Consider the following 26,714-nt stretch of genomic DNA (forward strand, 5'->3'; position numbering starts at 1 on the left):
CGGCATCGTCAACGTGCTGTGGGCCCGCCCCGTGCTCGTCGAGGACGAGGCGGTACGCGTACGCCTGCACCTCGTGCCTACGGCCGACGGAGTGTCCTACGAGGTTCGCCAGGACGACGGCACCGCCGACGGCACGCTCTGCTCCGCGGGCACCCTCCGCTTCGGGCCCCACGGCTCGGGGAACGGCTCCGCCGCGCCGCACCTCGACCTGGACGCGATCCGTGCCGGGCTGCCCCGTACGGCCACCGCCGAGGAGTGCTACGAGGTCTTCGGCGCGCTCGGCGCCGGCTACGGACCCAGTCTCCAGGGGCTGCGTTCCGTACGGTCCGCGCCCGGCGAGGTCCTCGCGCGCGTCGCCGTACCCGCGGCGGCCGACCTCCCGTTCTCCGACTTCGCCCTGCACCCATCGCTGCTCGACGCGATGCTCCAGGCCTGCCTGTGGACCGACGAGGACCCCTCGGCCCCGCGCGCACGGGAACTGCCCTTTGCCCTGGACGCCGTCGAAATCTTCGGACCGGCCCCCGAGCAGGGTCACGTGCACGCTGTTAGGACCGCGGCCGGACACGACGTCACCCTCGCCGACGACCTGGGCCGGGTCTGCCTGCGGCTTCGCGCCGTGGTCACCCGACCGGTCGACGGTGCGGCCCGGCTGGACGACACCGTCGCCGCGCACCTGCTCGTTCAGCGATGGCAGGACGCCCCGGCACCGGCCGGAAGCCCGCCCGTACGTATCGTGGCGATCGGTCAGGAGAGCTTCCCGGGAGCCGAAGCGGGCACCGTGGACTCCCTCTTCCCCCGCGATGAGGAACTCCTCGTCGTGCATACCGGTGAGGGTGACCCGCTGCCCGCCCTCACCGGTCTCTACCGCTCCTGGGCGGCCCAGCCGACCCGCAGCCCGGTGCGCGTGCTGCACGTGTTCCGTACGTCCGGCGGGGTCGAGGACGCGCGCGCCCAGGCCGTGGACGGATTTGCGCGGGCCCTCGCCAACGAGGACCCGCAGTTCCTCGTCTCGGCGGTCGACGCGGGCACGGCCGGCCTCGTCGGCACCGTCGGGTCCGAGGCCCGCGCCCCCCACGAGTTCCGGGTCAGGTACGCGGCTGGCGGCCGACAGGTGCCCCGCTGGGAGCCCGTCACCCCCGCCCCGGCACCGCTCGCACCGCACGGTACCGTGCTGGTCACCGGAGGCGCGGGCGCGCTGGGCCGCAGGCTCGTCGCGCATCTGGGCGGCGGCGCCCGCTACGTCCTGACGGGACGTTCGGCGCAGGCCGACCTCACAGAGCTGCGCGCAGCCGGCCTCGACGTCCACTACTTGGCAGCCGACCTGGGCGCCCCCGGTGCCGCCGCCGACCTCGTCGAGCGGATCCATGCCGGCTTCGGCCCGCTCCACGGGGTGCTGCACCTCGCCGGGACCACCGACGACGCACTGCTGGTCGGCAAGAGCGACCTGCGGAGCGCGGCCGTGCTGGGCCCCAAGGTGCGCGGCACCGTCGAGCTGGACCGGGCCACCGCGGGCGACCCCCTCGGCTTCTTCATCTCCTTCTCGTCGATGTCCGGCGCCGCAGGAAGCCCCGGCCAGAGCGACTATGCCTACGCCAACAGATTCCTGGACGCGTTCGCGGCCTGGCGCCAGGGCAGCGCACGCCCCGGCCGGAGCCTCTCGGTGCTCTGGTCGCTGTGGGCGGACGGGGGCATACGCGTCGAGGCCGACGAGGCCACGGCCGCCAGGGCGGCACGTCGGATCGGGCTGGTGGCGATGCCGACGGACGCCGGACTGGCGGCCTTCGACCGGGCCCTTGGCCACGACGGCGACCACGTCATGGTGGCGTACGGCACCCTGGTGCGGCTGCGCGAGATGCTGAACGCGCCGGCGCCGTCGCCTCCGACCGGCCCTTCCGCCACGCCTGCGGTGCCTGCCGCACCTGTCGTCCCGGCCGCGGCGTCCGGCCCGACCGTCTCGTCCACGGAGCCGGCGCTCGCTCTCGCCGACGTGGCGGAGGACTTCCTGCGTGGGGTGCTTGCCGAAGTCTTCGAGTTCCCGGCGCAGGAGATGGAGGCCGATGCGCCGTTTGAGCGGTTCGGCATCGACTCGCTGCTGATCATGGACCTGACCCGGCGTCTGGAGGAGCACTTCGGATCGCTTCCGAAGACACTGTTCTTCGAGTACCAGGACCTGAGTTCCCTCGCGGGCTGGTTCATCGAGCATCACGGACCCCGCCTCGTGGAACTGGCGCCCGCGCCCGCTGCCGCGCAGTCGGCTCAGTCGGCACCCCCGGCCACCGCCGCGCCGGAGCCCGTTGCCGCCGCCCCGGCGGTGCTTCCCGCGACTTCCTCTGTAGCTACCGCTGCCCCCACGGCGTTCCCCGGAACGACCGCAACCCTCGCTCCCGCCGGGCCGATGCCCATCGCCATCGTCGGCGTCGCCGCCCGCTTCGCCGAGTCGGACACCCTCGACCAGTTCTGGGACCACCTCAGGGCGGGCCGCGACCTGATCACCGAGATCCCGGCGGACCGATGGAACTGGCGGGACTACGACGAGGCCACCCCCGCGGACCGCGCGGCCAGGTACAGCCGCTGGGGCAGCTTCCTGCACGGGATCGACATGTTCGACCCGCTCTTCTTCGGCATCTCGCCGCGCGAGGCGGAGATCGTCGATCCCCAGGAACGGCTCTTCCTCCAGACCGTCTGGCACGCCATAGAGGACTCCGGACACACCCGGGCAGACCTGCGCTCCCGCCGGGTCGGCGTCTACGCGGGCGCGATGTACGGGCTCTACCAGCTGCACGAGGCCGAGGACGGCCGGATCGGCGCCTCCTCGCACGCCTCCATCGCCAACCGCGTCTCGTACACCCTCGGCCTCACCGGCCCCAGCCTGGGCGTGGACACGATGTGTTCCTCCTCGCTGACGGCCATCCACCTGGCCGTCCGCGACCTGCGTGCCGGGGACACCGACCTGGCCGTCGCAGGCGGGGTCAACCTGCACGTCCACCCGTACAAGTACCGCTTCCTGGGCCAGGGCAGCTTCACCTCCAGCGACGGCCGGTGCCGCAGCTTCGGCGCGGACGGCGACGGCTACGTCCCCGGTGAGGGCGTCGGCGCGGTCCTGCTCCGGCCGCTGGCGGACGCCGTCAGGGATGGCGACCACATCCACGGCGTCATCCTCGGGACCAGCGTCAACCACGGCGGCAAGACGAACGGCTTCACCGTGCCCAGCCCCGTCGCCCAGGGCGACCTGGTCACCCGGGCGCTCGCCGAGGCGGGCGTCGCCCCGGCCACCCTCGGCTACCTGGAGGCGCACGGCACCGGCACGGCCCTCGGCGACCCCGTCGAGATCCGGGGCCTGGCTCGCGCGCTGGCCGAGGCAGGACTGCCCGCAGGCAGTCTGCCGATCGGTTCGGTCAAGTCCAACGTCGGCCACCTCGAAGCGGCCTCCGGCATGGCCGGACTGTGCAAGGTGCTGCTGCAGATGCGGCACGGCAGCCTCGTGCCGTCCCTGCACGCGGACCCGCCGAACCCGAACATCGACTTCGACTCCACGCCGCTGCGCGTACAGGGCGGCCTCGCCCCCTGGCCCCGGCCCGAGGGGACTCCCCGGCGCGCAGGCCTCAGCTCCTTCGGCGCGGGCGGGGCCAACGCCCACCTCGTCCTGGAGGAGTACGTCACGCCGCCCGCCGCAACACAGGAACCGGGCCCTTACCTGTTCCCGCTCTCCACCCGGGTGCCCGAGCGGCTCCCGGTACTGGCCGCCGAGCTGGCGGACGCCCTGGAACGGGGCCTGGCGGACGGCTCGGCGCCCCACCCCGCCGACGTCGCGTTCACCCTTCAGCAGGGCCGCGAGGAATGGGTGGATCGCATGGTCGTCCAGGCCTCCACCATCCCCGAACTGGTCGCCAGGCTGCGCGGTGACGACCCGGCAAGAGTCTGGACCGGCAGCGCGCGCGGCCCCGCGGCCTCCCGGGCCGCCGCGCCCACGAGCACCGACCCGGCGGCGATCGCCGCCGCCTGGGCGGCCGGAGCCCCGGTCTCGTGGCCGACCAGGACCGGCAGCAGGGTGCCGCTGCCCGGCTACCCCTTCGAGGAACTCCGCTGCTGGCTCACCGAGACCATCTGGTCGCCGCCCGCCGGGCGGAGCACGGCGGGTCCAGTGCACCCGCTGCTCGACGGGATCGACCCGGCCGAGAGCCTGGACGGCCTCACCTACCGGACCGTCTTCCGCCCCGAACACCTCTACATCGACGGCCACCGGCTGGGCGACACGCGGCTGCTGCCTGCCGCCGCCGCCCTGGAGATGGCCCGCGCCGCAGCCGAGTCCGCCGGGGCGGGGGAGCGGCTGCGGTTGTCCCACGTCCGCTGGCTGCGGCCCTTCGTGGTGGACGGCACCGCGCGCACGGCCAGGACCCGGCTGCGCCGGGGCGACACCGGCACCAGGTTCGACCTGCGCGACGACACCGGCGAACTGTTGGCCGAAGGCCGGGTGGAGACCCTGCCTGCGCAGGCCGAGCAGACGATCGACATCGAGGCCCTGCGGGCCCGGCTCGACCGACGCCACGAGGGCACCGGCCTCTACGCCGACCTCACGGACGCCGGACTGGTCTACGGGCCTGCCCTGCGGACCGTCGAATGGATCGCCGCGGGCGACGGTGAGGCACTCGTACGCCTGCGGATTCCCGCCGAGGCCGCCCCGTTCGCCGGCTGTGCCCTCCACCCCTCGATGATCGACGGCGCCCTGCACGCCTTCGCCGTGCTCAGGGACCGGGACAGCGGTCCCGCGATGGTCCCGTACGCACTCACCGCCGCCGAGGTCCACGCCCCGGTGACCGACCTCGGGTATGCCCACGTACGCGCCGTCGGCGCCGACCGCTACAACCTGACTCTGACCGACTCCGACGGGCACGTCCGGGTGCGGCTGCGCGATCTGTCGCTGCGGCCCGCGCCCGGTACCGCCCGGCCTGCGACGGGCAGGCACGCCGCCGTGACGGCCGCAGCCGAGGAGTCCGCCGTCGCGACAGCCGCAGCCGACGACCTGATGTTCGTACCGCACTGGACCGAACTGCCCGCCAGGACCCCGCAGCCGCTCCCCGCGGGGGCGGGCACCTGGCTCGTACACGGACCTGACTCCGCACCGCTGGCGGCCGTCCTGCGCGCCCGCCTCGGCGGCGCCGTCGTCACCCTCGACCACGACCGTGTGGCCACCGCGCCCGGCCGGCCCGACCACGTGATCCTGCTCGCTCCGGGCGCCGGGGCCAGGACCGACGACGCTGACGCGCTCGAAGCGGCGCAGGAACGCGGCGTCCTCGCCCTGTTCCGGCTCGCCAAGGTTCTCCACGGGACCCGCTCGGCGGTCCGCCTCACCGTGATCACCGAGGACGTCCTCAGCACGGCCGGCGAGCCCGTCGACAATCCGTACGCGGCCGGGCTGCACGGCCTCGCGCTGTCGCTCGCCCAGGAACACCCCCGCTGGCAGGTGACCGTCGTCGACCGGTCCTCCGCCGACGCCCCCGCCGCGGACGTCCTCGACGCCCCCGCCGGAGGCCCCTACGCCCTGCGCGGCAGGGTGCTCCACCACCGCCGGCTCGTCCCGGTCGCCGCCACGCCCCCGCAGGAGCGGATCCGCAGGGACGGCACCTATCTGATACTCGGCGGGGCCGGAGGCATCGGCCTCGAACTCACCGAATGGCTGGTACGGGACCACCGGGCCAAGGTCGTCCTCCTTGGCCGCAGCGAACTGGACGCCGCGCGCCGCGCGCGGCTGCGGGCCATCGACCCCGACGGGACTTTCGTCTCCTACCGCAGGGCCGACGCGACCGATCCCGCCGCGCTGCGCGATGCCGTCGGGTGGACCAGGACCACCCACGGTGCGCTGCACGGAGTTTTTCACGCCACCATCGTCCTGCGCGACCAGACCGTCGCCACGATGACGGAGGAGACCTTCCGCGCGGTCCTCGATGCCAAGGCACACACCTCGGTCGCCCTCCATGCCGCCCTGCGCGGCGCGGCCGGCCTGGACTTCGTCCTCTTCTTCTCCTCGGCGGTGGCCCTGTCCGGCAGCGCGGGCCAGAGCAACTACGCGGCCGGGTCCACCTTCGAGGACGCCTTCGCCCACCACCTCGACGGGGTGCTCGGCGCCCGGGTGGCCGTCATCAACTGGGGCTACTGGGGAACCGTCGGCATCGTCGCCGACGAGCGCAACCGTGACCGGCTCGCCGCCGCGGGAATCCACTCGATCACCCCGGCCGAGGGGATGCACGCCGTGCACGCCGTGCTCGGACGCGAGGACCGGCAGGTCGTCGTGGTCAAGGCCGACGCGACCGCACTCGCCGCCGTCGGCGCCCAGCCGCGCGGGAGCGCGGGCGTCAACAGCGGTGCGTTTTCCGGCACAGGAGGGTCCTCCGGCGCAGGAGGGTCTTCTGACACGCGTACGTCCTTGGAGGGCGTCGCGCCCGACGACGACGTCACCCTGGTGCCTGCCCAGGCCCAGCTCCCTCCGGTCGCCAGGCTGCTCACCGAGGCCGACGACGCCCGCCTGACCGAGGTCATGTGCGATTGGCTGTGGACGCTCTTCCAGGGCGAAGGGGTCTACCTCGGCGACGCCGAGAGCTGGAGCCCCGCCGCGCTTGAGGAGCGGCTGCGCATCGTCCCCGCGCAGCGGAGGCTCTTCACCGAGCTGCTGCGCCAGCTGACCGCGGGTGGTTTCCTGCACGACAGGGACGGAGCGTTCGTCACCGCCGGGCGCCGGGCCGCCGAGGACCCCGAGGGCGACCTGGTCGCGCTGTGCGACCGCAAGTCGGCGTTGAACCGCTTCGACCGGCTGCTGCGACCGTGTATGCGGAGCCTCTTCGGAGTGCTCCGCGGCAGCGTCCGCGCCACCGACGTGATGTTCCCCGGCGGCTCCAGTGCCCTCGTCGAGGGCGCCTACCGGGGCAGCCCGGTCGTTGACCGGGCCAACGAACTCGTCGTGGGAGCCGTCCAGGACCTGCTGCCCCGGCACGAGGGCCCCCTCACCGTCATCGAGATCGGCGCGGGCACCGGCGGCACCACCGCGAGCGTCCTCCCCGCCCTCGCAGCCTCGGGCAAGGAGGTCCATTACGTCTACACTGACATCTCCCGCGCCTTCCTGCGGCACGGGGAGCAGCGGTTCGCCGAGGAGCACCCCTACGTCCGCTTCCAGCGGCTCGACATCTCCGCCGACCCCGACACCCAGGGTTTCGCTTCCGGAAGCGCCGACCTGGTCGTGGCGGCCAACGTCCTGCACGCGACCGCTGACCTGCTCGCCACGCTGCGGGCCGTGACTCGGCTGCTCAGGCCCGGCGGACGGCTGGTGCTCAACGAGGCCAGCAGCAACGTCCTCACCGCCACCCTCACCTTCGGTCTGCTCGACGGCTGGTGGCTGCACGAGGACGCCGAACTCCGCCTGCCTGGCTCGCCGTTGCTCTCCGCGTCCGGATGGCGTAAGGCCCTCGCGCTGGCCGGCTTCACCCGCAGCAGGGCCCTGCCCGCGGACGAGGGGCTGAGCCAGCACGTGGTGGTCGCGGAAACGGCACTGGACGGAGCGGCACACGCCCCCGCCGTGGCGGCGGCCTCGGCCCAACGCCCGTTCGAAGCATGGCAGTCGGCGCCCCCTGCACCGTCGAGCGGGGGAGCCGACGCACTGCTGGAGGCCGCGCGCGAGTACGTGAAGGGAGCCTTCGCGCAGATCCTCCAGGTCCCGCGCGAACGTCTCTGGCTGGACGAGACGTACGAGAACTTCGGTGTCGACTCCCTGACCGTCCCGCTCATCGTGGATGTCCTGGCCGAGAGCATGGGCGACCTGCCCATGTCGCTGCTGTTCGAGTACCCGACGGTCCGTGAGGTCGCCGACTACCTGGTGGAGCGGCACCCGGACCGGGTGCGCGCACTCCTTCCCGCACCGGCCGACTCGCCTGTCACCGCACAGACTGACCCCGCACCAGCCGTCTCGCCGGTCACCGGGACGGAGGTACGTCCGGCCGGACGCCCGGCGGAGTCCGTGACGGGCACCGACCACCGGATCGCGATCGTCGGCGTCGCCGGCCGCTACCCCCGCGCCGGGGACCTGGACACCTTCTGGGAGAATCTGCGCTCGGGCCGCGACTGCGTGACCGAGGTCCCGGCCGACCGCTGGGACCACCGGGCCTCCGGCACCGCCGACGGCCGGCCGGTCGGCCGGTGGGGCGGATTTCTCGACGGCATCGACGAGTTCGATCCCCGCTTCTTCCAGATGTCTCTGCGCGAAGCAGAACTGACGGACCCTCAGGAGCGTCTGTTCCTCCAGTCCTCCTGGCACGCGCTGGAGGACGCGGGGTACACGCGGGCGCGTCTGCGGGGCAGCCGTGTCGGTGTGTATGCGGGCGTCATGTACGGGCATTATCAGCTGTTCGAGGACGAGCGGGGCCTCGCCGGAGGCATGGGCTACGCCTCCATCGCCAACCGGGTCTCGTACTTCTTCGACTTCCACGGGCCGAGCATGGCGATCGACACTATGTGCTCCTCCTCTCTCACGGCCATCCACCTCGCCTGCGAGGCCCTGGCGGCGGGGACCACGGACTACGCGCTGGCCGGCGGAGTCAACCTCGCCCCGCACCCCCGCAAGTACCGTCAGCTGGCAGCCGGCGGCTTCACCGGGGACAGCGGCCGGTGCCGCAGCTTCGCGGCGGACGGCGACGGCATGGTGCCCGGTGAGGGCGTCGGCACCGTACTGCTCAAGCCGCTGGCGGCGGCCGAGCGCGACGGGGACCGGGTCCTCGGCGTGATCCTCGGCAGCTCCGTCAATCACGGCGGCAAGACCGGTGGATTCGCCGTACCCAGCCCCGGTGCCCAGGGCGAGGCCATCGCCCAGGCCCTGCGCACGGCCGGCGTACCTGCGGACGGGATCTCGTACGTGGAGGCGCACGGAACCGGCACCTCCCTGGGCGACCCGGCCGAAGTGGCCGGACTCGTCAGGGCCTTCGGCGACCTGCCGGCCGGCTCGATCGCACTGGGCTCGGTCAAGTCCTCCGTCGGCCACCTGGAGTCGGCCGCGGGCATCGCGGCCCTCACCAAGGTCCTGCTCCAGATGAAGGCCCGTGAACTGGCGCCCTCCCTGCACGCGGACACCCTCAACCCGGCCGTCGACTGGAACGCGGTGCCCTTCCGGGTGCAGCGCGAACTCGCACCCTGGAGGAGTACCGGGCCCTTGCGGGCGGGCATCAGCGCCTTCGGCGCCGGCGGCTCCAACGCCCACCTCGTGGTCGAGGAGTACCAGGCCGCTGCCCCGCCGCCCGGGGCGGCGGCCGGACCGGCAGTCTTCCCCTTCTCCGCGCGCGACGAGGACGGCCTGCGCCGCGTCGTCGCCGGAATGCGGACCTGGCTGGGGTCCGTCGGCACGGGCGGCGACCCCGGGTCGATCGCCGCCGCGGCCGGAATCTCCGTCGCCGCGGTGGACGAGCCACTCGACGAACTGGGCCTGGACCCGGCCACGATGGTGCGGCTGATCGGTCTCGGCGACCTCGCGGGGGCGGGCTCCGTACACGGGGGCACGACCCTGCGCGAGCTCGCGGGACGCATGGGCGGTGGAGCCGACGTCGACCTCGGCAGGCTCGCCCACACCCTCCAGACGGGGCGCGAGGCCATGGCCCACCGGTTCGCCGTCGTGGCGCGATCGGCCCGCGAACTCACCGACGCGCTCGACGAGTTCCTAGCAGGCAGGTCTGGTGGCATCAGCGGCGTGGTGACCGCCGAGCCCGGGGCGGCCGTCGCGCCGTCCCCGGTGGACCTGCACGACACGGCCCGCCGCTGGGCCGGGGGAGCGGTCTTCGACTGGGAGGCCGGCCGGCCTGTACCGGTACCGCCCCTGTCCCTGCCCGGGTACCCCTTCGCACGGACCCGCTGCTGGATCGACGCCGTCACCCCGGTCGCTCCCGCGGCCCCGGTGGACCGGGTCCGAGGGGCCCGCGTCCGGGAGGGGGTCCTGGCCTTGCTGGGCACGGCCAGCGGCTATCCCCCGGCGGACCTCGACCCGATGGGCTCCTTCCACGAGCACGGGCTGGACTCCCTCGGCCTGATCCGGTTCGCGGACGAGGTTTCCCATGCGTTCGGTATGCCCGTCGGCCCCGACCAGCTGCTCGCCACCCCCACCCCTCTCGCACTCGCGGAGTGGCTGGAGAAGGAGCACCCGGATGCCCAGTGGGCACAGGGGTCGGAGAACGAAGACCTGGATGCTCGGGGGCCCGAGAGCGGGCGCCCCGATACCGCCCCGCCGAATGCGGCCGGCACCACGGTGGGCCGGCCGGCCGAGGACGACGACCCCGTCGTGATCGTCGGCATGGCAGGCATCCTGCCCGGCGCACGTGACCTGGACGAGTTCTGGGAGGCCCTGCAGAAGGGCGGCGACCTCTTCTCCGAGGTCCCCGCCGACCGCTGGGACAGCCGTGCCCACTACGGGGACCCGGCCCTGCACTCCGACCGGACCCGGGTCACCCGGGGCGGCTTCATGCCGGAAATCGACCGCTTCGACCCGCTGTTTTTCGGCATTTCGCCCCGCGAGGCCCGCTGGATGGATCCCCGCCAGCGGCTGCTGCTGACCACGGTCTGGTCGGCGCTGGAGGACGCGGGCATCGACCCGGTCCGGCTCGTCGGCAGCGACACCGGACTGTTCGTCGGCGTCGGATCGTCCGAGTACGCCGAACTGGTACAGGGCTCGGACACGGCCGCCGACCCCTACTCGTCGACCGGCCTGGCCCCCTCAATGCTGGCCAACCGCATCTCCTACCACCTCGATCTGCGCGGCCCCAGCGAACCCGTCGACACGGCCTGCTCCAGCTCCCTGGTGGCCCTGCACCGTGCGGCGGAGGCCCTGCGGCTCGGACACTGCGACACCGTCATCGCGGGCGGCGTCAGCCTCATGCTGTCGCCGGTCACTTTCGCCTCCCTCGAACGGGCCGGAATGCTCAGCCCTGACGGAGTGGGCCGGGCCTTCGACAAGGACGCCGCCGGGTACGTACGCGGCGAGGGCGTCGGGGCCGTCGTGCTCAAGCGGCTTGGCCGCGCCCGCGCCGACGGCAACCCGGTGCTCGCCGTCCTGCGCGGCACTGCCGTCAACCACGGCGGCCGCTCCAACTCGCTGACCGCGCCGAACCCGCGCGGCCAGGCCGAAGTCATCGTGCGTGCCCACCGCGAGGCGGGCGTCGACCCGGCGACCGTCGGGTACGTCGAGACCCACGGAACCGGCACCGTCATCGGAGACCCCGCCGAGACCAACGGTCTGCGCCAGGCCTTCGCCGAGCTCTACCGTGACTGGGGCCACCCGGCCCCGGTCGCCCCGCATTGCGCGCTGGGAGCCCTGAAGAACACCATCGGCCACCTCGAACCGGCGGCGGGCATCGCCGCCGTGCTGCGGGTACTGCTGTCGATGCGTCACAGGCGGATTACCGGCGACCCGCACGGGCCGGAACTCAACGCCCACCTGGGGCTGGAGGGTACGGCCTGTGAGATCGCGGCCGAGGCCCGTGACTGGAAGCCGGCCGCGCCCGGCATCCCGCTCCGCGCAGGAGTCAGCTCCTTCGGCTACGGCGGGGTCAACGCCCACGTCGTGCTGGAGGAGTACCCGGCCGACGAGCCGCCGGTCTCCTCGGAGGCGGCCGTGTTCGTCCTCTCGGCCCGCGATCCGGAGCGGCTGGACGCCACCGCCCGGTCCCTCGTCGACACCCGGGCCACCTGGGCGCACGACCTTGCGGGAACCGCCCACACCCTCCAGGCAGGCCGCGTCGAACACGCCGAACGCCTGGCGTTCGTCGCGGACTCGGGCGAACAGGCGGTGGACATGCTCCGCCGCTTCCTCGCCGGGGACCGCTCCGGCATCCATCTGGGACGCGTCGAACGGCGCGCCGACCGGATGCCGTTCGACGGACGTGGCGACGAGGAGACCGCTGCGGCGTGGGTACGCGGCGCGGTGGTCGACTGGTCCGCTCGGTGGCACAGGAGGCCGCGGCTGCGCTCGCTGCCGCCTTACCCCTTCGCGGCGGAACGCCACTGGTTCACCGACGGAGCCCCTGCGACCGCAGGGCAGGCGACCGTGACCGCGACGCATACCGTGACCGCGGCGGAGGGCGCCTCCGCCGCCCCGGCACCCGTCAGTCTGTTCACGGCCGCCTGGGTGGCCGAGCCCGTGCCGCCCGCCGCACCGCACCCGGGCCGGGTGCTGGTCTTCGGCGACCTGCTGGTTCCAGGCGCCGTCCTCGTAAGGGCAGGAACCGCGTATGCCGACGAGGGCTCCAGCATCACCATCCGTCCCGGCGAGGCCGAGGACTACGTACGTCTCCTGGCCACCGGAGCCGACCGGATCGTGCACCAGTGGCCGCTGCTCAGCCCCGAACACCCGGAACTGGGCATTGAGTCCGTCTTCCTGCTCGTCCGCGCCATGAGCGCCACCCGAGCCCCCGCGCGTATTCAGGTCCTGGTGCCCGAGGACGCCGTGGCGGAGGCCTGGAGCGGGTTCGACACCTCGCTGCGTGCCGCGCTGCCCGGCACGGCCTTCGGTGTCGTACGTGTCGTGGGCCGGGCCGAACCGGCCGCCCTGCTCGCTGAGGTGGCCGCCGAACGGCTCTCGTCGGCCGCGGTCCGCCTCGCCGCGACTGGCCGCACCGTGCGCATGCTCACGGAGACGGACGCGAGCCCAGTCACGGAGTCCCCGCTGCGCTCGAACGGCGTCCACCTGGTCACCGGCGGAGCCGGGGGCCTCGGGCTGCTGCTCGCCCGCACTCTCCTGTCCCGCGGCGCGCGGGTGGCCCTCACCGGCCGCTCTCCCGCGGCGGACCGGGACCGGGACCTCGCCGCGCTGCGCGCCCTCGGCGACGTCGCGTACTTCCAGGCGTCCGTGGACGACTCGACCGCCATGGCGCGGGTCGTGGCGGAGGTCAAGGAGAAGTGGGGTGTGCTGAACGGGGTCTTCCACCTGGCCGCGACCGCCTCGCGCACGCCGCTGCCCGGCAAGGACCTCGCGGAGTTCCGCTCCCACCTGCGGGCCAGGATCGAGGGCACCCGCGTCCTTGACGAGGTGACCCGTGACGAGCCGCTGGACCTGTTCGTCCTGTACTCCTCCCTGGCCGGCCAACTCGGCGACTACGGTCTGGTCGACTACGCGGTCGGCGCCCGCTTCCTCGACGGGTTCGCCGAGGAGCGCGGGATACTGCGTGCGGCGGGCCGCCGCAGCGGGCACACGGTCTCGATCGACTGGCCCATGTGGCGTGCCGGAGGCATGCACGTGGACGCCGAGGACGAACGCCGCTACCTCGCCGACACCGGCTTCCGGTACCTGGAGGCCGAGGAGGGAGAGCGGCTGCTCTACGTAGCCCTGCGGCTGGGACGCCCGCAGGTCGCCGTACTGCCCGGAGAGCCCGCGCGGATGCGTGAGCAGGTCGAGTCGATGCGGATCCGGGAGCACGGGCACCGCGCCCGTCCGGCGGCCCAGGCACCTGCGGCCACGACCGCCGGTGTCACGGCTCCTGTCACCGTTCCGGTTTCCGCCACCGCTCCCGCGAGCACGGGCGAACTGACCGACCGGCTGCGTGACCTCGTCGCCGGGCTGCTGGGTCTGGCGCCGAAGGCACTCGACCCGGAGGCCGGTTTCGGCGAGTTCGGGCTGGACTCCTTCGGGCTCCAGTCCCTCTCCGCGGCGCTGGAGGAGCAGTACGGCGTCTCGGTGCCGACGACGACCCTGTTCGGCGAGAACACCGTCGAGAAGCTCGCCCGGCACCTCCTCGCGGAACACCCCAGGCTGGCGGAACCGCCCCGGGAGGCCGCCGCGGGCAGTACGGAGCCCGCTTTTGTGCCCTCCGTGACTACCACCATCACCGCACCCGCACCCGCACCCGCACCCGCGCCCGTCGCCGCTCTGCCCGTGTCCACCGGGGTGGACGCCGTCGCCATCGTCGGCATGTCCGGACGTTTCCCCGGCTCGGCGGACCTTGACGAGTTCTGGCAGCACCTTAAGGACGGACGGGACCTGATCACCGAGACCCCCGCCGACCGCTGGGACTGGCAGGAGGTGTCCCGGCGCTTCGGAGGCACCGCCCGCTGGGGCGGATTCCTGAGCGACGTCGACCGCTTCGACGCGCGGTTCTTCAAGATCTCGCCCGCCGAGGCTGAGGTCATGGACCCGCAGCACCGGCTGTTCCTCGAACACACCTGGTCGGCGCTGGAGGACGCGGGCTGCCGGGCCGACCGGCTCGCCGGACGCCGCGTCAGCGTGTTCGCCGGCGTTCAGTTCAATGACTACGAGTCGATGGTCCTGCACGGCGAGCAGATCAACCCCCACGCGGGCACTGGGCTCGCGCGGACCATCCTCGCCAACCGTATCTCCTACCTGCTGGACCTCAGGGGCCAGAGCGAGTGCATCGACACCGCCTGCTCCAGCTCCCTGGTCGCGCTGCACCGCGCCGTCCGCGCCTTGCGCGCCGGGGAGAGCGAGCTGGCCATCGCGGGCGGCGTAAGCCTGGTGCTCTCGCCACAGACCGTCGTGGCCGGCAACCAGCTCGGGGTGCTCTCCCCGGACGGTCGCTGCAAGGCCCTGGACGAGCGGGCCGACGGGTACGTGAAGGGGGAGGGCGTCGGCGTACTGGTCCTCAAGCCGCTCTCCCGCGCCCTCGCCGACGGCGACCGGGTGCACGCGGTCATCCGCGGCAGCGCGGTCGGGCACGGCGGGCACGCCTCCTCGCTGACCGCGCCCAATCCGCTCGCCCAGGCCGACCTGCTCGTCGAGGCCTACCAGGACGCGGGGGTGCCCGTCGGGACGGTCTCCTACACCGAACTCCACGGCACCGGCACGGCCCTGGGCGACCCGGTGGAGACCGACGCTCTCGTCAGGGCCCACCGGATGCTGGCCGACGGGCCCGCCACCGCCTGCGGCATCGGCACCGTCAAGAGCAACATCGGGCACTTGGAACCCGCCGCCGGGGTCGCCGGAGTCATCAAGGTGGTGCTGGCGATGCGGCACCGAACCTTGCCGAGGACCCTGCACCTGCAGACCCTCAACCCGCTGATCGAGCTCACCGGCACCCCCTTCCGGCCGGTACGGGAGACCCAGCCGTGGGCGCCTGAGGATGCCGAGGGAGCACTCCTGCCGCTGCGCGCGGGCGTCAGCTCCTTCGGCTTCGGCGGCGTCAACGCGCACGTGGTCCTGGAGGAGGCGCCCGCCACCAAGCCCCCGGCTTCGCCGCGGGCCGAGGGCCGCGAGGTGTTCCTGCTGTCGGGCCGGGACCAAGCCGCCTTGCGCCGGTACATCGCCGCGACGGTGGAATTCCTCGACGCGGCCCACGCCGCGGACGTCGGAGCCGACGGGCCGGCCCCGACGCTGGCCGCACTCGCGCACACCTCCCAGGTGGCCCGCGTCCCCATGGCCGCCCGGCTCGCGGCGGTCGCCTCCTCCACCCGTGACCTGCGCGAGCAGTTGGCCGGCCACCTCGCGGCCGGGGCCACACCCGGCGGTGGCGGTACGGACGGCGATCACTCGTGGCTGTCCGAGCCCGAGGGTGTCGACTACCTGGCCCGCCTGGTCCGTGAGGAACGGCTCGACCGGCTCGCACGGCTCTGGCAGGACGGCGCCGATATCGACTGGACCACGCTACGCACCGATAGGGCGCAGCTGACCTCCTTGCCGACCTACCCGTTCGCCCGCGAACGGCACTGGCTCACGACAGCCCCCGCCCCGCAGCAGCCGGCCGTACCCGCGCCACGGGGTCCGGCGCAGGATCCCTCGCTGCTGCTGGTCAAGGACTGGGAGGCAGCGCCGCTGCCCTCCGCCGCGCTGCCCACCCGACTTCTGGTGCTGGCCCGCGAGGAGAACGAGTCCCTCGCCGTACAGGCCTTCGGCCCCGCCGCCACCGTGCTCCGCGTGGAGGAAGGCGACGCCGCCGAAGCTGACGAGGCTGCCGTCGCGCGCATCGCGGAAGCGGCGGGCCGGGCCACGGCGGTCATCGACCTGGCCGATGTGTCCGCCGTAGGCACCACCGCGCCGCAGCCGGACTGGTCGCGGATCGTGCTGCTGCGCGAACTGGTCGCAGCCCACCGCACCCGCGGTTTCGCCTACCTCCATCTGACCCGGGGGCTCACCTCCTTCCGGACAGGGGAGCCGACCCTGCGCGGCGCCGCCCACGCGGGCCTCGTACGGATGCTTACGGCCGAGTACCGCGGACTGGCTGCCCGCACCCTCGACCTCGACACCCTGGAACCGGCCGCGATCCGCGAGGCGGCCGCCGCCGAACTCGCCGCGACCGACCCGGTCACCGAGGCCTGCGTACGGGCGGGCGTACGCCACCGTCCGGTGCTGCGCCCCGCCGACCCGGCGCCGGCGTCCGCCGACTGGTCTGCGGATTTGGCGGGCCGGACCGTGGTCATCACCGGAGGCACCGGCGCGCTGGGCCGGCTGCTCGCCGCCCGGCTCGTCGAGCGCGGCGCAGACCGGCTCGTGCTCCTCGGGCGAACCCCGCTGCCCGCCAGGTCTGAGTGGCCCGCGCTCTTCGCGGACCCCGACACCGATCCGGCCCTCGCGGCCAAGCTGCGTGACATCGAGGCCCTCGGGTGCCCAGGGGTCCAGGTGGCCGTCGAGGCCGTCCCGTCCGCCCTCGGGATCACCGAGGTACTTGACCGTGTTCGGCGCGAGATGGGCCCGATCGTCGGGATCGTGCACTGCGCCGGACTCGGCGTCATGCGCGACCCGGCCTTCATTGGCAAGCGGATCGAGGACGTACAGCGCGTGCTGGAACCGAAGACGGCAGGGCTTCAAGCAGTCCTGGACGGCTGCGCCGGGGACCCGCTGCGGTTCGTCGTGCTGTACTCGTCCGTCGCGGGCGCGGTGCCTGCGCTGGGTGCGGGCATGAGCGACTACGCGCTGGCCAACTCGGTGCTGGACCGCGTCGCCGAGTACCGCACCGCCACCGGGGGCGCCTCCGCTCCCGTCGTCCGGTCCCTGCAGTGGCCCAGCTGGCGTACGGCCGGTATGCCGGAGGTCGACACCCCGGCCTACCGGGAACTGGGACTGCACACCCTGGACCCGGAGGCGGGACTCGACCTGCTGGACCGCGTCATGAGCGGCCCCGACCCGGTCGTGCTGCCCTGCGTGGTGGACGCCGGACGCTTCGACGCCGCCCGGTTGCTGGCGGTGCCCGCACCAGTTCCCCCGGTGGCCCCGCGCGAGGTACCGGCCGACGCGAACGGCCTCGTCCGCCGTGTGACCGGGGTGCTTGCCTCGACGCTCCGGCTGGACCCCGAAGGGATCGGCGGGGACGAGGACTTCGCCGACCTGGGCGTGGACTCGATCATGATCGCGCAGATCCTCGCCGCGCTGGAGCGGGAGCTCGGCGTCGTCGCGGAACCCTCGACCATCCTGGAGAACCCGACCGTGGCACTCCTCGCCGAGGCGCTGCGGGACCAGGTGCCGGACGTCGAAGCCTCTTCGGAGACCGACGCGGCCCCGGCCGCCCCGTCCGCGGTCCCTGCCGCCGTCCTGTCGGCAGTTCCGTCGGCGGCCCCTGCTGAGGTCACGGTTCCTGCCGAAGGCACCGCCTCCGAGGAAGCCACCGCCCCTGCCCAGGTCTCGGCCCCCGCAGAGATCATCGCCCCTGCTGAGGCCGACACCGTCACCGCCGGCTCCGGCGCTTCCCGCGCCGGAGCGCTCTCGCCCCGCGAGGACCTCGCCGTCATCGGCATCGCCGCGCACTTCCCCGGCGCCCCCGACCACGGGGCCTTCTGGCGGAACCTGGTGTCAGGAACGGACTCGGTGACGGAGGTGCCGTCCTCCCGCTGGGACCCGGACCGCTTCTGGCGGCCCGACCCGCGGCCCTTCACCACCGTCAGCAAGTGGGGCGGCTTCCTCGACGGCATCGAGGATTTCGACCCGGAGCACTTCCGGATCGACCCGGCCGGGGCCGCGCACGTGGACCCCCTGGTCCGGCAGGTACTGGAGACCGGTGTGGAGTGCCTGGCCGACGCCGGTCTCACCCCCGAGCAGGTCGCCGGCCTGCGGGTGGGCGTCTTCGCCGGCGCCCGTACGGCGAACTTCGGCGTGCACGTCGCCGCCGCGGGCCCGCACTCGATCAGCGGAATGGCGCAGAACTTCATTGCCGCGCAGCTCTCCCACCACCTCGACCTGCGCGGCCCTGCCGTGGTCATCGACAGCGCCTGCTCCAGCGCGCTCGTCGCCGTGCACCTGGCGGCCGGCAGCCTGCGGTCCGGAGAGTGCGATCTGGCCTTCGCGACCGGCGTCGACATCCTCCTCGACGAGGTGCCCTTCGTCGGGATGAGCGGGGCCGGCGCGCTGTCGCCCACCGGCCGTTGCCGCACCTTCGACGAGCGGGCCGACGGAATCGTCCTCGGCGAGGGGGCCGGCACGCTGCTGCTCAAGCGGCTGTCCGACGCCGTGCGCGACGGCGACCGCGTATACGCGGTGATCGAGGGCAGCGCCGTCAACAACGACGGCCGCACCATGGGCATCACCACGCCGAACCCGCGCGCACAGCGGGAGGTGATCGAGACGGCGCTGGCCGACGCGGGCGTCTCCCCGGCCCAGCTGGGCTACGTGGAGGCCCACGGCACCGGCACCATGATCGGTGACCCGATGGAACTGAAGGCGCTCACCGAGGCCTTCCGCGCCCGTACCGACGAGATCGGCTTCTGCGGGGTCGGCAGTGTGAAAACCAACATCGGGCACACCCTCAGCGCAGCCGGCATGGCCGGGCTGATCAAGGTCGTGCTCTCCGTCCACCACGCGCAGCTGCCGCCGACGCTGCACTGCGCGACCCTCAACCGCCGTTTCCGGTTCGAGGACTCCCCGCTGTTCCCCGTACGGGAGTTGCGCGCTTTCGCCGGTCGCGACGGTATGCGCCGGGCCGCCGTCAGCTCCTTCGGCTTCGGCGGCACCAACGCGCACATGGTGGTGCGCCAGGCGCCGGAGACCTCCGTACCCGCACGGGCCCCGCTCGACCCACCGCGCTACCGGCGCCGGCGGTTCTGGTTCGACCCGTCGGCCGCCCGGTTACCGGCCCAGGCACCCGTACCGGCTCCTGAACCGGTTCCCGGACCGGGGCCCGCACCGTTCTTCGAGCTTGAGTTCTCCACCGTGCCGGAAGGAAAGAAATGAACGCGTTGGACGGCCTGACCTGTTCCGTGGTGGTGCGCGCGACCGACCCGGTGCTGCGTGACCACCGGGTGCACGGCACGCGCATCCTGCCCGGTGTGTCGTTCCTCGACATGATCTACCGGATCCTGCGGGCACGTGGTGTGGACACCTCCCGGGTGGAACTGCGCCGCGTGCTGTTCCGCAACCCCGTCGCCGCCGGACCGGATTTCGAGACCGAACTGCGGGTGGACTTCGCCGCCGACGGTGACGGCTACCTGGCGTCCGTCACGGGAATCCGCCGCCCCACGGGCGAGACCGAACCGGTGCTCGCCTGCAGGCTCCAGCTGGATGTGCCCTTCCCGGCCGAGGCGGTCGACCTGCCCGCCCTGCGCGCGGGCCTGCCCCGTACGGCCGACATGGCGGACCTGTACCGGCTCGTCCGCGGTACCGGCATTGAGCACGGGGAGTTCATGCGGGCCCGCGGCACCCTGTACGTTGGCGACGACGAACTGCTCGCGGACCTTACGCTGAGCCCGGACGCCGCAGCGTATGCGGACTACTTCCACCTCCACCCGGCCGCGCTGGACTCCTCGACACTGCTGCCCACGCAGTTCGCCACGGCCGGCGCTGGCGGGTCGGTCCGGCCCTACATCCCGATGCTCATTGACTCCTTCCAGGCCCGGGGACCGGTCGGGGCGCACACCCTGGTGCACGCCACCCCGCCCCGCGCCGCAGGACCGGCCGACGATCTGACCACCTGCGACCTCCGCTTCCTCGACCCCGCAGGGGGCGTGCTGCTCCGGCTCAGTGGCCTCACCTCGAAGCGGGTCAGGGAGGAGGACGCCATCACCCGGCTGGACGGCTCCCCGCGCACGGTCGGCCCGTCCGGCAGCGCGCCGGACGACAGGACATCCGCGGCGCCCGCGCGGGACGCCGGGGCATCCGCGGCAGACGGCGCGGCTGCGCGGCTCGTGGCGGAGAGCGCGGCATTCGCGCAGGAGACCGCCGAGCACGTGGTGCGCGGCCTGCTCGCCGAACGCCTCGGGCGGGCCGAGTACGACGAGGAGGCGGGCTTCTACGAACTGGGCCTGGACTCGACGGCGTTGCTGGGCATCGCCGCCGATCTGGAGCAGGCGTACGAAACCGACTTCTCGCCCACTCTGCTGTTCGAGCACAGCTCCCCCATCACGCTGGTCGAGCACCTAGGCGCGTACGAACTGCCCCAGGGCGCGAGCAGCAGGACCTTCGAGACGCCGCAGACCGAGACGCCGCAGGGGGAGGAGACAGCAGGGGAGGAGACGCCCGCCGAGGTCGTCTGGTTCGAGCCCCACTGGCGTGACACCCCACTGCCGTCAGCGTCGGTACCCGCACCGGTACCCGAGTCCGTCCTGACCGTCGACGCGACGACCCCCCGCGACCGTGACTGGGCCGCCCTGCTCACCGAGCGAGGCACCTCGGACGTGCTCTGGCTCCCCGCCGATCCGCAGGATGTCGAGGGCGAGGCGGTCGCCCTGACTGCCTTCGCCGCGGCCCTGCTGCGCACCCGGCGCAGCCCCGTGCGGCTCGTTTGCCACCTGCCCCTCGGCGCCGCTGCGGCAGCCGTCGCGGGACTGCTGCGCACGCTCCGCATGGAGCAGCCCGGCGTGCACGCCGCCGTGGTGTGCACGCCGGACCGGGCCGATGCCTTGGCCGAACTCGCAGCCGGCGCACCCGATGTGGACGTGCGGTACGAAGCAGGACGGCGCCTGGTGCGCGAGATCCTGCCGACGCCCGCCCCGGACCGGCCGGCCCGGCTGCGCGAGCGGGGCGTGTACCTGATCACGGGCGGGCTCGGCGGCGTGGGCCTGGCACTGGCCCGGCACCTGGCGTGGACCGTACGGGCCAGGCTCGTGCTCTGCGGACGTACGGCCGCCGACTCGCGCGCGGCAGCCGAACTGACCGCCGAACTGACCACCCTCGGGGCCGAGGTCGCTGTTGTCGGCGCCGACGTCACCGACGCCGCTGACGTGCGCGCCGCGGTCGACCACGCGCTGTCCCGGTTCGGCACGCTGCACGGGGTGGTACATGCCGCCGGTGTGCTGCGCGACGGGCTGATCGCAGGCAAGAGCGCGGCGGACGTACGCGCCGTACTGGCGGCCAAGGTCACAGGAACCCGTCTGTTGTACGGGGCCACCCGGGACCTCGGGCTGGACTTCTTGGTGCTCTGCTCGTCCACGGCCGCCACCTGGGGGAACCAGGGCCAGGCCGACTACGCCTGCGCCAACGCCTTCCTCGACGGTTTCGCGGAGGGCCGACCGGGGGTCGTCTCGATCGGCTGGCCGGGTTGGGCGGACGGCGGTATGCGGCTCGACGGCTCCGCCCTGCGGCGGATGGGACTGCGGTCCATGGACACGCCGACCGCCGTGGACATCATGCTGCGGGCAGTCGGCAGCGGACAGCCGCACCTGGTGGCCCTCGTGGGCTCGGCGGCCGAGATTACGGCCCGGCTCACCCCGGAGACCCCGAAGCCCCCGGAAGCCCCGGCAGTCTCGGCCCCTTCCAACACCCCCCTCACGTCCGTCGCTTCTGCCGCGAAGGCCCCCGGGTTCGGCGGCGGTGACGAGTACGACGCCGACGCTATCGCCGTCGTGGGCATCAGCGGCCGCTACCCGGGCGCCCGTACCCTCGATGAGTTCTGGGAGAACCTCCGGTCAGGTCGCGACGGCATCACCGAGGTGCCCGCCAACCGCTGGGACCACCGGGCGATCCACAGCGACACCAAGGGCGTCCCGGGACGCTCCTACGGCCGCTGGGGTGGATTCGTGGACGGCATCGACGAGTTCGACGCCGTGTTCTTCCACATCTCGCCCAACGAGGCCGCCGTGCTCGACCCCCAGGAGCGGCTGTTCCTCCAGGAGGCGTGGCACGCCTTCGAGGAGGCGGGACACGCACCCTCCGCTTGGCGGGGCCGCCCCGTCGGCGTGTTCGCGGGAGTGATGTACAACCAGTACCAGCTGCACGGCGTCCGTTCGGAACCGGGTCTCGTGCCCTCTTCGTTCAGCGCGTCGATCGCCAACCGCGTCTCGTACTTCCTCGACCTCAAGGGGCCGAGCATCGCGCTCGACACCATGTGCTCCTCCTCGCTCACGGCGCTGCACCTGGCCGTCGAGGCGATCCGGCGGGGCGAGTGCGAGGCCGCGCTCGCGGGGGGCGTCAACCTGCACGTCCACCCCAACAAGTACCTGCTGCTAAGCCAGTCTTCGTTCCTCTCCACGGACGGCCGCTGCCGTGCCTTCGGTGAGGGCGGTGACGGCTACGTGCCCGGCGAGGGCGTCGGCGTGGTGCTGCTGCGGCCCCTGCGCGACGCGCTGCGCGACGGCGACCACGTGCACGCCGTGATCCGCGGTACGGCACTCAACCACGGCGGTCACACCGGCGGGTTCTCCGTTCCAGGCCCCGCCGCGCAGGCCGCCCTCGTCCGCGATTCGCTCACCGGTGCGAACGTTAACCCGGCCGACCTCGGCTACCTGGAGGCCCACGGCACCGGTACCAGCCTCGGCGACCCCATCGAGGTCACCGCCCTGGAACGGGCCTTCGACGCCGTCGGCGCCAGCCGCGGCCCCTGGCCCATCGGCTCCGTCAAGTCGAACATCGGCCACCTGGAGTCGGCTGCGGGCATCGCCGCACTCACCAAGGTCGTCCTCCAGATGCGCCACCGGGAACTGGTGCCGTCCCTGCACGCCGAGCCGCTCAACCCCGCGGTGGACTGGGCCGGTTCGCGGTTCCGCGTCCAGCACGCCCTGGAACCGTGGACACCGCGTACGGGCGCCCCGCTGACCGCGGCGATCAGCTCCTTCGGCGCGGGTGGTGCCAACGCCCACGTGGTGCTGGCCGCACACCAGGTCCCGGAGGCCCCGCATACCCCTGAGGAGGGCGGTCCCCGGCTCTTCGTGCTCTCGGCGAAGGACGCCGCCCGCCTCGATGAGACCGTCATGGCGTTGCTCGCCCACCTGGACGGGGCGGGCCTGGACGACAGCGCCGACGCCCTGGAGCAGATCCTGACCGAGGTCGTGGGCTTCCCCGTCGACCCCGGCGAACCCTTCGCGGAACTCTGCCTCGACTACCCGCGCCTGTCCGGGCTCACCCTGCGCATCGAAGAGGAGTTCGGGGTCCGCCTCCGGGTCGACGGGGGAACGACTCCGTCCGAGCTGACGACCCGCCTCGCCGGAAGCGCAACCGGCACCGCTGTGGATCCCGCCGCGCTCGCCTTCACCCTCTGGTCAGGACGCGACCACCTCGACGAGCGGCTCGCTGTCGTCGCCACGACGACGGCCGAGTTCGCGGAGGCGCTGCGCACCGGTACGGGTTGCTTCCGAGGCCGCAGGCGGCGCTCCGCCGCACCCGCCGAAGGCAACGACCTGCGCGAACTCGCGCAGGCCTGGGTCGAGGGCGCAGCGGTCACCCTGCCGGTGCCCGGACGTCCACGCAGGCTCTCGCTGCCCGGTTACCCCTTCGCCCGCGACCGCCACTGGGTCCAGACCGCTCCCGTGCCGTCCGCGAGCGCTGCTGAAGCCCTCGAACTGCCGGACGGGCACGTGTTCAGCTCGCGGATCTCCACGGCGGAGCGGCCCTGGCTGGCTGACCACACCGTCGACGGCGCCGTACTCGTCCCCGGTACCTACTTCGTCGACCTGGCCCTCCAGGCGGGAGCCAGGACCGACTGCCCCTGGATCGCCGAACTCGTCACCCACACACCGCTGGCCTCCGGCGAGGCCGACCTGCGGCTCGTCGTGGACCTCGTAGGACGCGACGGGACGCGGGCCTTCCGGATCCACGCCCGTACGGAGGACGCCGAAGGCTGGACGGAACACGTCACCGGTGTCCTCGCCCCCGCTCCCGAGAAGGCCCCGACCGCGCCGCCGCTGCCCGAGGACGCCGAGGAACTCGACGTCACCCGGCTCTACGAGACCCTCACCGGGTACGGGCCCGCCTTCCGGGGCCTGCGCCGCGCCTGGTGTACCGCCGACGCGGTGCACGCCGAGGTCGTCGTACCCGACGGTGACCCCGGTGCGCACGCCCTGCACCCGGTGCTCCTCGACGCCGCGCTGCACACGGTGGCCCTCACCTCGGCCCTCGACGGCGACAGCCCCTACCTGCCGTTCGCCTGGTCTGGCGTACGGGTGTACGCCCCCGGCGCGACAGCCGCCCGGGTGACGGTCGTCCACCACCGGGCCGACGCGGTCGAACTCCGGCTCACGGACCACGCGGGTGCGCCCGTGGCGTCCGTCGACTCGGTGGTTCTGCGCCGCGCGGGTGCGACCGCCGAGCCGCTCCTGCACGTGGAGTGGCAGCCCGTCGAGACTCCCGAGCTCGACTCACGGGCCCGTTACGCGGTCGTCGGCCCCGACCCGGACGGGCTCGGCGCCACCCTCGCCGCCTCCGGGGCGCAGCTGGTGCGGGCCGACGACCTGGACGCGCTGACGGACGTACCGCCGGTGGTCGTGCTGCCCGTCGCGTCCGACGGCCAGCCTTCGGACGCCAGGTCCCTCGCCGTCGAGTTGCTCGACCGGCTCCAGACGTGGCTCGCCGACCAGCGGTTCGCGTCCGCGCGGCTGGTGCTCGTCAGCGCGGCCCCGGACCTGGCCACGGCCACCGCCTGGGGGCTGGTGCGCTCGGCGCAGTCGGAACACCCCGGGCGCTTCGGCCTGGTGGATGCCGAGGACCTCACGCAGATGCACCGGGCGCTGGGCTCCGACGAGCCGCACCTGCTCCTGCGCGACGGACAGGTGCTGGGCGCCCGGCTGCTGCGGATACCGGCCGCAACGACCGCAGTTGAGCCCCAACGGCCCGGTAGGGTCCTGGTCACGGGCGCGAGCGGCGCTCTCGCAGGGCCGGTAGTCCGCCACCTCGTGGAACGGCATGGCGTACGCGACCTGCTGCTGGTCAGCCGCAGCGGCAGGGGCCCGGTCGGCCTGGACGGGCTGGACGCCCGCATCGAGACGGCCGCCTGCGACGTGGCCGACCGCGCAGCCCTGGCAGCCCTGCTGGCCGGCCGGCCGGTGACCATGGCGGTGCACGCGGCGGGCGTACTCGACGACGGGGTCGTCACGGCCCTCGACACGGAGCGCCTGGAGCGGGTGCTGCGGCCCAAGATCGAGGGCGCGGCCAACCTCCACGAACTGTTGCCCGAAGCCCGACTGGTGCTGTTCTCCTCGGTGGCGGGCGTGCTGGGCGGTCCCGGACAGGGCAACTACGCCGCCGCCAACTCCTTCCTCGACGCACTCGCCCGCCGGCGCGTCGCATCCGGCGGCCGGGCGGTCTCCGTGGCCTGGGGACCGTGGGCGGTCGACGGGGGCATGGCCACCGACCGCGACCGCCTGGCGCGCGGCGGCATCGAGCCGCTCCCGTCTGATGCGGCCCTCGCCCTGTTCGACGCAGCCCTCGCCGGACCGCACCCGGCGGTCACCGCCCTGCGGCTCGCGCGCGGAACGGCCGCCGTCGTACCGCACGTACTGCGTGGCCTGCTACGGGCACCCGACGCGCCCCCGATCGCCGACCCCGGCCTCGTGCACCTCGGTCCCCAGGAGCGTCGCGCCAGGCTCTCCGCGCTGGTGCGCGGACAGGCCGCGGCCGTCCTCGGCTACGCAGACGCTTCCACGATCGAGTCCGACCGGTCCTTCCAGGAACTCGGCTTCGACTCGCTGAGCTCCATCGAGTTCCGTAACCGGCTGGGCGCGGCCGTCGGCCTGTCCCTGGAGGCCACGCTCGTCTTCGACCATCCCACCCCGGCCGACCTGGTTGCCCACCTCGACGAGCGGTTCGCCGGCGAGTCAGGGGCGACCGACCTGCCGACCCTGTTCGCGGCCTTCGACCGTCTCGCCGCCGCACTCACGGCGGCGGCGACGGACGACGTGTCCCGCGACCGCACCGCGGAACGCGTCCGCGGTCTGCTCGATCACCTGACACCCCGTACCGCGGCAGAACCCGTCACCGCTCTCGCCTCGGCGACCGACGACGAGGTCTTCGCCCTGATCGACGCCGAGCTCGGCAGCCCGCTGCCGGGACTGGAGGAACGCTCCCGATGAACAACGAGGACAAGCTCCGCGACTACCTGCGCCGGGTGACCGCGGAACTGCAGTCGACGCGGCAGCGGCTGCGCGACCTGGAGGAGCGATCTGCAGGACCGGTCGCCATCGTCGGCATGGCCTGCCACTATCCGGGAGGTGTCGCCTCAGCCGACGACCTGTGGTCGCTCGTCGCCGAGGGCAGGGACGGGATCACCCCCTTCCCCGCGGACCGTGGCTGGGACCTGGGCGCGCTCCACCACCCCGACCCCGACCACCCCGGGACGACCACCGTCAATCAGGGCGGCTTCCTGCACGACGCCGCCGGATTCGACGCCGGATTCTTCGGGATCTCCCCTAAGGAAGCCCTCTACACCGACCCCCAGCAGCGACTGATCCTCCAGACCTCTTGGGAGGCCGTCGAGCGCGCGGGCCTCGATCCGACCTCGCTGCGCGAAAGCCGTACCGGCGTGTTCACGGGCGTCATGCACCACGACTACCCGGGCGCCCAGGGGGCAGGCAGCGTGGTCTCCGGCCGCGTCGCCTACCAACTGGGTCTGCGCGGGCCC

3 protein-coding genes (2 of these 3 running past the window's edge) are annotated in these 26,714 nt (G+C 73.3%); all 3 read left to right on the forward strand.

Annotation, left to right across the window (positions count from 1 at the left end):
• Tightly spaced (each overlapping or abutting the next), the 3 genes in view from B9S58_RS26220 to B9S58_RS38185 form a layout consistent with a single transcriptional unit that may run on beyond the window.
• Window positions 1–19,123, forward strand: partial view of an L-histidine N(alpha)-methyltransferase gene (locus B9S58_RS26220; RefSeq protein WP_103534504.1) — the 3' portion only. It extends 656 nt beyond the left edge of the window; the window shows 19,123 of its 19,779 coding nt (coding positions 657–19,779); its start codon lies beyond the left edge, outside the window; its stop codon occupies window positions 19,121–19,123.
• Window positions 19,120–26,166, forward strand: coding sequence for an SDR family NAD(P)-dependent oxidoreductase (locus B9S58_RS26225; protein WP_103534505.1), 7,047 nt, complete (start codon window positions 19,120–19,122; stop codon window positions 26,164–26,166). The genes B9S58_RS26220 and B9S58_RS26225 overlap by 4 nt, the downstream gene beginning before the upstream one ends.
• Window positions 26,163–26,714, forward strand: partial view of a type I polyketide synthase gene (locus B9S58_RS38185; protein WP_103534506.1) — the 5' portion only. It continues 8,922 nt past the right edge of the window; the window shows 552 of its 9,474 coding nt (coding positions 1–552); it begins with the start codon at window positions 26,163–26,165; its stop codon lies beyond the right edge, outside the window. The genes B9S58_RS26225 and B9S58_RS38185 overlap by 4 nt, the downstream gene beginning before the upstream one ends.

Origin of the sequence: Streptomyces sp. SM11 (assembly GCF_002910905.1) — a bacterium.
Taxonomy (GTDB): Bacteria; Actinomycetota; Actinomycetes; order Streptomycetales; family Streptomycetaceae; genus Streptomyces.